This is a genomic window from uncultured Flavobacterium sp. (assembly GCF_937967675.1).
Taxonomy (GTDB): Bacteria; Bacteroidota; Bacteroidia; order Flavobacteriales; family Flavobacteriaceae; genus Flavobacterium.
This window is the reverse complement of sequence record NZ_CALBSN010000080.1, coordinates 22,190-35,667: the sequence shown is the minus strand read 5'-3', so window position 1 is coordinate 35,667 and position 13,478 is coordinate 22,190. Positions and strand designations below refer to the sequence as shown.

At 33.3% G+C, this 13,478-nt stretch carries 10 protein-coding genes; 5 read left to right on the top strand and 5 right to left on the bottom strand.

The window, feature by feature from the left end; genetic code table 11:
* The 3 genes from Q0075_RS05840 to Q0075_RS05830 form a co-directional block, all read right to left on the bottom strand.
* Nucleotides 1–889: hypothetical protein (locus Q0075_RS05840; protein ID WP_297868696.1), on the bottom strand; the 889-nt coding region annotated here is incomplete at its 3' end.
* 170 nt (nucleotides 890–1,059) lie between these two features.
* A complete protein-coding gene (gene odhB, locus Q0075_RS05835; protein ID WP_297868695.1) occupies nucleotides 1,060–2,277 on the bottom strand; it encodes a 2-oxoglutarate dehydrogenase complex dihydrolipoyllysine-residue succinyltransferase in 1,218 nt (405 codons plus the stop codon).
* 59 nt (nucleotides 2,278–2,336) lie between these two features.
* Nucleotides 2,337–5,108 carry a 2-oxoglutarate dehydrogenase E1 component gene (locus Q0075_RS05830; protein ID WP_297868694.1) on the bottom strand — a complete coding sequence of 924 codons (2,772 nt, stop codon included), beginning with the start codon at nucleotides 5,106–5,108 and terminating at the stop codon, nucleotides 2,337–2,339.
* 115 nt (nucleotides 5,109–5,223) lie between these two features.
* Between Q0075_RS05830 and Q0075_RS05825 the strand changes: the two genes are divergently transcribed.
* Nucleotides 5,224–5,769: a hypothetical protein gene (locus Q0075_RS05825; protein WP_297868693.1), complete on the top strand. Its 546-nt coding sequence runs from the start codon at nucleotides 5,224–5,226 to the stop codon at nucleotides 5,767–5,769.
* On the opposite strand, the gene Q0075_RS05820 is transcribed toward Q0075_RS05825, so the two are convergent.
* Together Q0075_RS05820 and Q0075_RS05815 are read right to left on the bottom strand one after the other, a co-directional pair.
* The gene (locus tag Q0075_RS05820) at nucleotides 5,766–6,116 is read right to left on the bottom strand and encodes a hypothetical protein (RefSeq protein ID WP_297868692.1); all 351 of its coding nucleotides are present in this window, start codon (nucleotides 6,114–6,116) and stop codon (nucleotides 5,766–5,768) included. The genes Q0075_RS05825 and Q0075_RS05820 overlap by 4 nt on opposite strands.
* Nucleotides 6,109–7,083, bottom strand: coding sequence for a polyprenyl synthetase family protein (locus Q0075_RS05815; RefSeq protein WP_297868691.1), 975 nt, complete (start codon nucleotides 7,081–7,083; stop codon nucleotides 6,109–6,111). Before Q0075_RS05815 ends, Q0075_RS05820 begins: the two co-directional genes overlap by 8 nt.
* A 162-nt stretch (nucleotides 7,084–7,245) precedes the next feature.
* Here Q0075_RS05815 and Q0075_RS05810 point away from each other — a divergent pair, with 162 nt between their 5' ends.
* Genes Q0075_RS05810 through Q0075_RS05795 form a run of 4 tightly spaced genes read left to right on the top strand, consistent with a single transcriptional unit; the run spans nucleotide 7,246 to nucleotide 13,459 of the window.
* A complete protein-coding gene (locus Q0075_RS05810) occupies nucleotides 7,246–7,842 on the top strand; it encodes a TetR/AcrR family transcriptional regulator (protein WP_297868690.1) in 597 nt (198 codons plus the stop codon).
* A gap of 3 nt (nucleotides 7,843–7,845) precedes the next feature.
* Nucleotides 7,846–9,183, top strand: a complete 1,338-nt coding sequence (locus Q0075_RS05805; protein ID WP_297868689.1) for a TolC family protein — start codon at nucleotides 7,846–7,848, stop codon at nucleotides 9,181–9,183.
* 7 nt (nucleotides 9,184–9,190) lie between these two features.
* Nucleotides 9,191–10,258, top strand: coding sequence for an efflux RND transporter periplasmic adaptor subunit (locus tag Q0075_RS05800; RefSeq protein ID WP_297868688.1), 1,068 nt, complete (start codon nucleotides 9,191–9,193; stop codon nucleotides 10,256–10,258).
* A 27-nt stretch (nucleotides 10,259–10,285) separates the two neighbouring features.
* On the top strand, nucleotides 10,286–13,459 hold the full coding sequence (locus tag Q0075_RS05795) for an efflux RND transporter permease subunit (protein WP_297868687.1): 3,174 nt from the start codon (nucleotides 10,286–10,288) through the stop codon (nucleotides 13,457–13,459).
* The last annotated feature ends 19 nt before the right edge of the window (nucleotides 13,460–13,478 follow it).

Below are 13,478 nucleotides of genomic sequence, written 5' to 3'. Positions count from 1 at the left end.
CAACTTGTTTTAAATGATGAAAACAATCGGCCATTCCTAAATCAAACAACTGCTCTGTTCTTATATTATCCTGAATAATAGGATACTTTTTTCTCTTTCTATATAACGACAAAGATTTCTCGTAATTTCCTGCTAAGGCGGCACTTTTTGCTTCGCGCATACTCAATAATGCTTTGGTGTATTCAGGCTGAAAATTATCTTGCAACATCATTGTAGCTGCTACATTAAAATAATGATTTGCAGAATCTAACAACACTTTTTTCTTCGACTGAATGTAATACTTTTGATAAGCTTCACCAATAATATTATATTTATCAGCAAACAATTTCTTGTTCATTACTTTTTTTTCACCTATTCCCAATTTTAAGTGATGCGACGTTTTTAATTCTCTCTTTAACAAAGCAATTCCATTAACATAATCGCCCATAGCTACCTTAATTGAGCCATATTGTTCGTTAAAATGATTATTAGGTACACTGTTTTTATATTTGTCAAGATAAAACAATGCTAAATCGTATTCTCCTAAATTTTTATGGATATAAAAAAGTTTGTTCACACACATTCCAAGTAAATCTTGATACACTTTGCTTGATTTATCCATCTTACTTTTTTCAATACTATCTATAAGTATGATCAGAAGTTTCTTTGAGTAAGTAAACTCTGATTTGTTGTAAAAATAATTGGCTATGTAATATTTGCCATAAAAACGAAATAACTCGTTTTTAGAATTACTAATTTCTAATGCTTCAGCATATGCTTTCTCCGGATTTGAAATAAGATTCTCTTGAATATTTCGGGTTCTACTAATTTCTGATTCACTCAATTCTTGAGCAAGCATCAAATTAATAAATAATAGTAGTATAACAGAAAAAGTAAATTTGTGCATCATGAAAAAATGGTGGCTCAACCTGAAAATTATAGTCCGCTAAAATAAGAATAAAACTATATTATTTTGTAGATTATTCCCAAGATTAACTTTTACTATTTTTAAATATTACCCAAATAAAAAAATCCCAAATTCAAATAGAGTTTGGGATTTTTTATTTGGGATTTATATTTCTATAATTCTAATGCTTTTTTCACATTTCCACCCATTAAAATTTCAGCTGGGTTTTCTAATGCTTCTTTCACTGCCACTAAGAATCCAACTGACTCACGTCCGTCGATGATTCTGTGGTCGTATGATAAGGCAACATACATTACTGGAGCAATTACGATTTGACCATTTTTAACGATAGCTCTATCCACAACATTGTGCATTCCTAAAATACCTGATTGTGGTGGATTGATGATTGGCGTAGATAACATACTTCCGAAAACACCTCCATTAGAAATAGTGAATGTTCCACCAGTCATTTCGTCTACTGTGATTTGTCCATCACGAGCTCTTAAAGCTAATCTTTTGATTTCAGCTTCAACACCTCTGAACGATAAGGTTTCTGCATTTCTCATAACTGGAACCATTAATCCTTTTGGACCCGAAACCGCTACCGAAATATCACAGAAGTCATAAGAAATTTTCTCTTGACCATCAATCATAGAGTTTACATCTGGATATAATTGTAAAGCACGAGTTACCGCTTTAGTAAAGAACGACATGAAACCTAATCCTAAACCATGTTTCGCTTTGAACTCTTCTTTATATTGGTCACGAATAGCATAGATTGCAGACATATCTACTTCGTTAAAAGTAGTTAACATCGCAGTCTCATTTTTAGCTGAAACTAAACGCTCTGCTACTTTTCTACGTAACATTGAAAGTTTTGTTCTCTCTGTTCCGCGGTTTCCTCCTGTTGGAGTTCCCATTGATGGTACTGCATTTACAGCGTCATCTTTAGTGATTCTTCCACCTTTACCTGTTCCTACAATTGCAGAAGGCTCGATGTTTTTTTCTTCTAATATTTTTCTAGCTGCCGGAGATGGCGCTTGAGTTGCATACGTTTTTTCTGCTACTGGAGCTGCTTTTGGAGCCTCAGCTTTTGGCGCTTCAACTGCTTTTGCTTCTTCTTTAGCTTGAGCTGCACCACCTTCTGGTTTTGCTGCACCTGTATCGATTAAACAAACTACTGCACCTACCGCTACTGCATCACCTTCTTCTGCTTTTAATGTAATAATTCCGCTTGCTTCAGCTGGCAATTCTAATGTTGCTTTATCTGAATCAACCTCAGCAATTGCTTGGTCTTTTTCTACATAATCACCATCTTTTACTAACCATGTAGCAATTTCTACTTCTTTAATTGATTCCCCTGGAGAAGGGACTTTCATTTCTAAAATCATATCTTTTTATTTAAAAAGTTTACCCTTTGACAAGCTCAGGGTGATAATTGAGTTGTTTTTTATTGAAATAATTTTTTATCAAATACCATAGCGATTGCATTAGCATGACGTTTTTTAGAACGCTCATAACTACCTGCTGCTGGCGCACTGTATGCTTTTGGTGATGCTAATCTTAATTTTACTAAATCAAAATTCATCAACATATAACCATAAGCTCCCATGTTTTTAGGTTCTTCTTGTGCCCAAACGTAATCATCCACATTTGGATAACTGTCGATAATCGCTTTAATTTGGTCAACCGCTAATGGGAACAATTGTTCTAAACGAACTACTACCACATCATTTCTACCTAATTCAGCACGTTTTGCAATGATATCATAATAGAATTTACCTGTACAGAAAACCAACGTTTTGATTGCTTTTTTATCTGTTACATTTGGATCATCTAATACTTCTTGGAATTGTCCGTTTGCTAAATCATCCATTGAAGATACTACATCTGGGTGACGCAATAAACTCTTTGGAGAGAATACTATTAATGGCTTACGGAATTCTGTTTTTAATTGTCTTCTCATTAAGTGGAAGAAGTTGGCTGGCGTAGTTACATCGGCAATGTACATGTTGTGTTTTGCACATAATTGTAAGTAACGCTCCATACGTGCAGATGAATGTTCTGCACCTTGGTTTTCATAACCATGAGGCAACAACATTACCAATCCGTTTTGGTTGTTCCACTTGTCTTCACCTGCAGAAATGTATTGGTCAATCATAATTTGTGCTCCGTTAGAGAAATCTCCAAATTGTGCTTCCCAAATTACTAATGATTTTGGTGATGCTAAGGCATATCCGTACTCAAAACCTAAAACGCCATATTCTGAAAGGTGTGAATTGTAGATATAAAAGTTTCCTTTTTTATCTTTTATTTTATCTAGTAAGATTACTTCTTCTTCAGAATCTTCTACTTTAACAACAGCATGACGATGTGAAAATGTTCCACGCTCCACATCTTGCCCAGAAATACGAACATCAAAACCTTCAGACAGTAAAGAACCATAAGCTAATAATTCGCCCATTGCCCAGTCTAATTTATTGGTTTCAACCATGTTCTTTCTATCTCCAATTAACTTCGTAATCTTACTGATGAATTTCTTATCAGCAGGAAGCTCCGTAATAGTTTTAGCAATTTCAGCTAATTGATTTTTATCAAACTTCGTGTCAAATTTTTGAAGCATTACATCATCTGAAACTTGTTTGTAACCTTCCCACTCATTCTCCATGAACGGTGTAATTACAGTTAAGTCTTTCTTACGAGATGCTTCTAAATTCTCATCTAATTTTGCTTTATAAGCTTCTTCCAATTCTTTTACATAGCCAGTAGAAATAATATTTTCCTGAATTAATTTTTCAGCATATAAATCTCTCGGGTTTTTGTGTTTTGAAATGGCTTTGTATAAGATTGGTTGTGTAAAACGAGGCTCATCACCTTCGTTGTGACCGTATTTTCTATATCCTAATAAATCGATAAAAACGTCTCCACCAAATTCCATACGATAATCTAAAGCAAACAACATCGCATGTACTACCGCTTCTGCATCATCTGCATTTACGTGTAAAACTGGTGACAAAGTTACTTTCGCGATATCCGTACAATACGTTGACGAACGTGCATCTAAATAATTCGTTGTAAACCCGACTTGGTTATTGATTACTAAGTGAATTGTTCCACCTGTTTTATAACCATCTAACTTCGCCATTTGAATGATTTCATACACAATACCTTGACCTGCTACAGCGGCATCACCGTGAACAGCAATTGGTAATACTTTTGAAAAATCATTTGGATAATTTCTATCTTGTTTTGCTCTTGTGATTCCTTCAATAACGGCACCTACTGTTTCTAAGTGCGAAGGGTTTGGAGCTAAGTTTAAGTTGATTTTCTTTCCAGAATCGGTCAATCTATCTGAAGTTAACCCTAAGTGGTATTTTACGTCACCATCAAAGTTAGCGTCTTCATCATAGTCTTTTCCATCAAATTCAGAGAAAATATTTTGAGTGTTTTTACCAAAGATGTTAGCCAAAACATTCAAACGGCCTCTGTGTGCCATTCCCATTACGAATTGTTCTACACCTCTATCAGCTGCACCTTCAATTAAAGCATCTAAAGCCGGAATTGCAGCCTCACAACCTTCTAAAGAGAAACGTTTTTGACCTACGTATTTAGTATGTAAGAAGTTTTCGAAAGAAACGGCTTCGTTTAATTTCTTAAGAATGTGTTTCTTTTGGTCAGCCGAAAAATTAGGTTGGTTATCGTTGATATCTAAGCGATTTTTAATCCATTCTTGCACCTTAGGGTCGCGAATGTACATAAATTCCACTCCGATTGACTGACAGTAAACATTATCTAAATGTTTGATAATATCTGCCAAAGTACTTGGTTTCATGTTCACGATTTTCGCCGCATCAAAAACCGTATTTAAATCAGCTTGCGATAATCCGAAATTTTCAAGAGCCAATGAAGGTCCGTGAACTCTTCTATCTCTAACTGGATTTGTTTTAGTGAATAAGTGACCACGAGTTCTATATCCTTCGATTAATTTCAGAACATTGAACTCTTTTTGCATTTTTTCAGAGATTTCAACTGAATCACCCGAAGCTACATAAGAAATTTGCTGAGCAACTTCTTCTGAACCATAATTGGCTTGTGCAAAATCAAATCCTTGAAAAAAACTTCTCCAGCTTGGCTCTACGCTATCTGGATTTTGTAAATATTGTTCGTATAAATCGGCAAAAAAAGCCGTATGTGCAGCGTTTAAAAAGGAAAACCTATCCATAGTGTGTTGTCTGAAAGACGTTTAAATTAAAAATTTACGCAAAAGTAAAACATTTTATGATAATCTTTCAAGGATTTTTATACTTTTATAACATTAATTTTTTTAAAATGGAATTATGAAAAAGAATTTCGTAATAAATTTAACATTTTTATTAACTATTGTGTTTTTATTTAGTTTTAAACCTGAAATTTATGCACAAGAAAATACTGAAATGAAAACAAAAAGCGATTTTTGGAAACATGTTCAATTTGGTGGTGGGCTTGGTTTAGGATTTGGAAGTGGATATACGGATGTTATGGTGGCACCAAGTGCTATTTACAACTTTAATCAATATGTAGCATTAGGTTTAGGAGCACAATACAGTTATGTAAAACAACGTGATTTTTATAATGCTAACATGTATGGAGGTAGTCTAATTGCTTTATTCAATCCCATCGAAGAAATTCAAATTTCAACTGAATTAGAACAATTAAGAGTAAATAGAACTTTTAATGATTCTTTCGGAAACGATACTCAAGATTTTTGGAATACGGCTTTGTTTTTAGGTGCAGGATATCGTAATGATAATATAACTTTAGGTATTCGATATAATGTTTTACACCGAGATAGAGATAATATCTATGCCGAGGCGTTTATGCCTTTTGTGAGAATTTATTTTTAATACTTATTTCGAAACCAAACTTTTTGCCATTCTCTTTTTAAGATCAAAAATGCAACTTGTTCTGACAATTCCACTAAATCGGAACCATCTAATTTTTTGATTTGCTCTTCTGGAACATCTATGATGTAGAGTAAATTCAAATATTCAGCAAATTTGTGTTGAATGAGTTTATATATTTTTTCCTGAACCAAATTCTTAAATTCAAACGGAAAAATACTTGCCGGTACATCTAAAGGCTCATTCGCCAAAGCAAAATCCTTATTCACTTGCTCAATCAACTTGAAGTACAAATGTTCTTCTTCAGCTTGTGAGATTAACGCCTCAATATTTGCGGGCGGATTATACATTTCTTCCCATTAAATTTTCACCAAAAGCTTTTAAGATGGCTTTCTTTTCAGCTTCAATATCCATTTTTTCTAAAGTTTCAAATGCTTTGAAAGTGAAATCTTGGATGGCTTTTTTAGTAGCTTCGCTAGCTCCAGAAGTATTAAAAATGGCTTTTACCGATTCGATTTTATCGTTATTATCCATTGGTTGGATAGAAAACAAATGCAACAATTGCTGTTGGTCTTCTTCTTTGGCAAACTCCATTGCTTTTAGATACAAATAGGTTTTTTTATTTTCAATAATATCACCTCCTACTTGTTTTCCGAAGGTTTCTGGATTCCCGAAAGCATCTAAATAATCGTCTTGTAATTGAAATGCAATTCCTAAATTCAATCCAAAATCATAAATCAAATCTGCATTTTCATTGGAAGTTTCAGCAACTATGGCTCCCATTTTCATAGCAGCACCAACTAAAACAGCGGTTTTGTATTCAATCATTTTTAAGTATTCTGGAATCGTAACATCGTCACGTGTTTCAAAATCTACATCGTACTGTTGTCCTTCACAGACCTCTAAAGCAGTTTTACTGAATAGTTTGGCCAATGCTTGAAAAATTTTTGGCTCATAATTTTCAAAATATTGATACGCTAAAATCAGCATTGCATCGCCAGATAAAATTCCGGTATTCAAATCCCATTTTTCATGAACCGTTTGATTACCTCTTCTTAAAGGCGCATCATCCATAATATCATCGTGAATTAATGAAAAGTTATGAAATACCTCAACCGCAGTAGCTGCAGGAATGGCTTTTTCACAATCGCCATTAAAAACTTCACTAGCCATTAGTGTTAAAACAGGGCGCATTCTTTTTCCACCAAGTGATAAAATATATTGTACAGGTTCGTAAAGATTTTTTGGTTCTTTATTGGCAACTATTTGAGAAAAATGATTCGCCATTTTCTCTTGATAATAGGATATAGAATGCATTTCTTGAATTTTTTGCTAAAATACTTCAATATTCTGAAACGACACGAATATATCAAATGTTAAATTTATGTAAAAACATTGGAAACTATTTTAGTGTTAAAAGTTTCCAGCATACATTTGTACCCGAAAATAAAATCTATCAAGGTTGATTTTAGAGAAAGGATGAAAGAAAAAATTATTAATAAAGCGAAAGAAATGTTTTTGAAACTTGGTTTCAAGAGCATTACTATGGATGATATTGCTTGCGAAATGTGTATTTCAAAAAAAACGATTTACAAATATTTTAGCAACAAAGATGTTTTAATTGAAAAAAGTGTTGAAATGGTTCACAAAGAAATTCATGAAACAATCGACAAAATTGTTGCACAAAATTTTAACGCTATTGAAGAAAATTTCGAAATCAAGAGAATGTTCAAAGAAATGTTTAAATCTGCCGAATCTTCTCCAATTTACCAATTAAAAAAGCACTATCCTGAAGTCTATGCAAAAGCCTTAACTTCTCAAATTGAAGTATGCGAAACCTGTTTTAGAAATAACATTCTAAAAGGCATGAATGAAGGTTTATACAGAGAAAATTTAGATGTAGACAATTATATAAAATTTTATTACACCCTAATCTTTAACATCAATGAAAACACTGCTTCAGGTATTGAAGCTGAAGAATTAGAATTAAAAGCTTTGGAATATCACATTAGAGCAATGGCAACATTAGCTGGAATTATAGAATTAGAAAAACACCTTAAAAACCCAATTATATAAACAATGAAGAACACAATCCTCATAACATTATTAACTTTTACACTGTCGGTAAGTGCTCAAGAGGTGGCACAACTATCACTAAAAGAGGCTATCACTTTTGCGCTTGAAAACAAGTCAGAAGCTAAAAAAGCAAAATTAGACCTAGAAAATAGCGAGTATAAAATTCAAGAAGTTCGTTCGAGAGCTTTACCGCAAATTTCAGCAAATGGAAGTTTGAATTACAACCCTATTTTACAAACAACTGTAATTGATGGAGAAAATTTTGGAGCACCCGGAACAACCATTCAAGCAGCTTTTGGTCAAAAATGGAATTCAGTTGCAGGAATTTCTGTAAGTCAAGCTTTATTTGATCAATCTGTTTTTACAGGATTAAAAGCAGCGAGAACTACTAGAGAATTCTATCAGATTAATGCTGATTTAACCGAAGAACAAGTTATTGAGCGTGTTGCAAATGCGTACTATCAAGTTTACGTACAACAACAAAAATTAGAAGTAGTAGAAAATAATTTAAAAAATGCGAACAAAGTAAAAGATATCATCAAAGGTCAGTATGATAATGGTTTAGCAAGAAAAATTGATTTGGACCGAATTAGCGTTCGTGTTAACAACATCAATTCGATAAAACAGCAACTTATAAATGCTATTAGTTTACAAGAAAATGCCTTGAAGTTTTATATGGGAATGCCGGTTCAAAACAAAATAGTGATTCCAAAAACTGCGTTTGAAGTTACACCTCAAGACTTAAATAAAACAGCTGATGTAACCAATAGGACAGAATATATATTACTAAAAAAACAAGAGCAACTCCTTAATTATCAGAAAAAAGCATATCAAGCTAGCTATTATCCTACGTTATCTTTGAGTGGAAGTTATAACTATATTGGTCAAGGACCTGAGATGCCTTTATTTGCCAAACCAATTGATGGGGTTTATTGGTCTGACTTTGCAAGTATTGGTTTAAGTTTAAGGGTTCCTATTTTTACTGGATTTGGAACTAAAGCTAGAGTTAAGCAAGCAAATACAGCTATCAAAAGTTTACAAGTAGATATCGACAATACAAAGTTAGCTTTAGATATGGCTTTTGAAAACTCAAAAAAACAAATTGAAAATAGCTTAATCACTATTGAGAATCAAAAAGATAATGTGAAATTAGCACAAGAAGTTTTTGCAAACACCAACAATAATTACATACAAGGTTTAGCATCTTTAACCGATTTATTGGATGCAGAAAACGCCTTGGTTGAAGCACAAAACAATTATACAACTGCTATTTTAGAATATAAACTAGCTGAAATTCAATTCATAAAATCTAAAGGAGAACTAAAAAACTTATTAAACTAATAAACAAATGAAAAAAATAATTTATATCGTTTTAGGTGTAGGAATAGTAGGAGCTGCTGTTGTAACTCTTATGAACAACAAAAAACAAAATGAAGCAGATACAGCAATTGTAGCTCAAGAAAATAGTAGTGTTGCTGTACGTGTTGCTACAGTTGAAACAAATCCTGTTGAAGATACTTTTTTTGCTAACGGAAACTTCTCACCCGATCAAGAATTAGAAATGGCTGCAGAACGATCTGGAAAAGTTATTTCGGTTTTGGTTAAAGAAGGGGATAGAGTAGCAAAAGGTCAAACTATTGCTATCATTAGAGGTGATGTCGTTAATGTTGAAGCAGAAACAGCCAATGCTAATTATCAAAATGCCCTTAACGATTACAACCGTTTCGAAAGCGCTTACAAAACTGGAGGAGTTACAAAACAACAATTAGATCAAGCTAGAATCAATATGATTAACGCTAAGTCTAGATTAACTCAAGCTAATATTAATGTGGGTGACACAAGAGTAAAAGCGCCTTTCGGTGGAATTATTAATAAAAAATTTATTGAAGTTGGAGCTATATTAAGCGCTATGCCTCCAACAAAAATGTTTGAAATTGTTAATACAAGCTCGTTAAAACTAAAAGTAAATGTAAGTGAACGTCAAGTAGCACAATTAAAAATTGGTTCGATTGTAAAAGTAAAAGCTAGTGTTTTTCCTGATAAAGAGTATACTGGAAAAGTAACGTTTATTGCTCCTAAAGCAGATACTTCTTTAAACTTCCCTATAGAAATAGCTATTGCAAACAATCCTAATAATGAAATAAAAGCGGGAATGTATGGTTCGGTAGTATTTGGTGCTCCAGAGGGGAAACAGCCTGAATTGATGACAATTCCAAGAAGCGCTTTTGTAGGAAGCGTTAGTAGCAACCAAGTTTATGTTGTGGAAAAAGATATTGCCGTTATGAAAAAAGTAGTAGCGGGAAAAGTTTTTGGAGATAAAGTTGAAATCTTAAGCGGTTTAAACAATGGTGATATTGTGGTAACAAGTGGTCAAATAAACTTAAGTGATAACACTAAAGTTTCAATAGTTAAATAATAAAGACCCTTACTTAAAATCAATTATATGAAAATTGTAGATATATCAATTAAAAGACCTTCTATGGTTATCGTACTTTTTACGATACTGTTATTAGGTGGACTGTATAGTTATAAACAGTTGAGTTATGAGTTAATTCCAAAATTTGAGATTAACGTAGTAACCGTTTCAACTGTTTATCCTGGAGCTTCTCCAAGTGAAGTAGAAAATACCGTTACCAAGAAAATTGAGGATGCGGTTTCTACCATGGAAAACATCAAAAAATTAGAATCAAAATCTTATGAAAGTTTATCGGTAGTAATGATTACACTAACTGCAGATGCAGATGCCGATTATTCTTTGAACGATGCGCAACGTAAAATCAATGCGGTTTTAAAAGACTTACCAGATGATGTTGACCCGCCTTCATTAAGTAAATTCTCATTGAGTGATTTACCGATTATGACCATTGGTGCAACTGCTAATATGGATGAAGTTGCCTTTTACGACTTATTAGATAAAAAAATTCAACCGATTGTTTCTCGTGTTCCTGGTGTGGCGCAAGTTAACTTAGTAGGTGGTGAAGAAAGAGAAATTAAAGTAAGCTTAGATGCTACAAAATTACAAGGATTCGGATTATCAGTTCCTCAAGTGCAACAAGCCGTTTTATCTTCAAACTTAGATTTCCCTACGGGTAATATTAAAACTAGAGAAAACAGTACCACCATTCGTTTATCTGGAAAATATAAATCAGTTGAAGAGTTACGCAATTTAGTTGTTTCATCAAATCATGGTGTTCAAGTACGTTTGGGTGATGTGGCCGATGTTCAAGATGCACAAAAAGACGTTTCTAAAATCTCAAGAATTAACGAGAAAGGATCAATACTTTTACAAGTTATTAAACAATCAGATGCAAATGCGGTAGAAGTAAGTAAAAAAGTAAAAGAAGCTATTGCTAAAATTGAGAAGGACTATTCTAAATCAAACTTAAAATTAAAAGTTGCAAATGATAGTAGTGAATTTACCTTAACTGCTGCGGATAATGTAATGCATGATTTATTTCTAGCTGTATTTTTAGTAGCATTCGTAATGTTATTCTTCTTACATAGTTTACGAAATGCGGCTATTGTAATGGTATCGATTCCAGCTTCGTTAATTGCTACTTTCATTGGAATTTCATTAATGGGATACACATTAAACTTAATGAGTTTACTTGGACTTTCATTAGTAGTAGGTATCTTAGTGGATGACGCGATTGTTGTATTAGAAAACATTCACCGTCACATGGAAATGGGTAAAAATAAGGTGCGCGCAGCTTACGATGGTGCAGCTGAAATTGGATTCACTGTTACAGCAATTACTTTAGTTATCGTGGTAGTATTCTTACCAATCGCGATGAGTACTGGATTAGTTTCTAACATCATCACGCAATTCTGTGTTACGGTAATTATTGCTACACTGTTATCATTGCTGGCTTCATTTACCATTGTACCTTGGTTATTCTCTCGTTACGGAAAGTTAGAACATTTAAATAAAGAATCTTTTTTCGGTAAAATTATTTTAGGTTTTGAAAACTACCTAGACAAATTCACTCACAAAGTAACAGACATTTTAACTTGGTCTTTAAATTACAAAAAAACAACTTTAGCTATCGTTACTGTTATTTTCTTTGGTTCAATTTTCGGATTATTAGGTGGTGGATTTATTGGTGGTGAGTTCTTCTCTAAAACCGATAAAGGAGAATTCTTAGTGCAAATTGAAATGCCAAAAGACGTTTCAATTGAGCAAACCAATTTCATGACACAAAAAGCAGAAGCTTACCTTAAAAAAGATAAAAATATTGTAGATATGATTACCACAGTAGGTCAAACTAGTGATGGTATGGGAGCTACACAATCTACTGCTTATAAAGCTGAAATTTTGATTTCTTTAGTTGAAAAAGCAAAACGTGATGACAACTCATTTATATATGCGGCTAAAATCAAACGCCAGTTAGAAAAAGAATTGGTAGGAGCAAAAGTAAAAACGGTTCCTGTAGGATTATTAGGTGCAGATAAAGCCCCAATTGCATTAACGGTTACGGGTCCAAATTTTGATGATGTAATGTTATTTGCTCAAAAAGCTGCTGCTGAATTGAAAAAAGTTCCTGGAGCATCGGAAGTAAAATTAACTTCAGAAGCTGGTAATCCTGAAATTAAAGTTCAGGTGAATCGTGATAAAATGGCTGCTTTAGGATTAAATCTTCAAACAGTTGGTTTAACTATGCAAACTGCTTTCAACGGAAATACCGATGGGAAATTTAGAGCCGGAGAATATGAATATGATATCAACATTAGATTCAATGAATACGACCGTTCTAATATTAATGATGTAAACAATCTAATTTTTGTGAACAACATGGGACAACAAATCAAATTATCTCAATTTGCAGAGGTTATTGAAAGTTCAGGTCCAAGTATGCTAGAAAGAAGAGACAAAAGTACTTCGGTTACTATTGAAGCACAATCTGTAGGTAAACCATCTGGTACTATTGCATCAGAATGGGAAACAGTATTCTCAAAAATGGAACGTCCAACAGGAGTTAACTATGTTTGGGGTGGAGATATGGAAAACCAAACAGAAGGTTTTGGTACTTTAGGAATTGCGTTACTTGCTGCTATTATTTTAGTTTACTTGGTAATGGTTGCCTTATATGATGACTTTGTAACGCCTTTTGTAGTATTGTTTTCTATTCCGTTATCGTTTATTGGAGCATTATTTGCTTTGGCATTAACTAATAATTCACTTAATATTTTCACTATTTTAGGTATTATTATGTTGATTGGATTGGTAACGAAAAATGCCATTTTATTAGTTGACTTTGCTAATCACAGAAAAGATGCTGGTGAATCAACATTCAATGCATTAGTTCAGGCAAACCATGCTCGTTTACGCCCAATCTTAATGACAACAATTGCCATGGTAATAGGGATGATTCCTATTGCGCTTGCTAAAGGAGCTGCTGCCGAAATGAACAACGGTTTAGCATGGGTAATTATTGGTGGTCTGATTTCCTCTTTATTCTTAACTTTAATTGTAGTTCCAGTTGTTTATGCTATTGTAGATAGTATTAAAGTGAAATTAGGAAGAGATGTTAAAGTAGATTATGACAGTTTAATGAAAGCTGATTATGTTCACAAAGAATTAAGTGAAGATGGTTTTACACCGAAACACGAAATTTAAAATCAAGTATACAACAAAA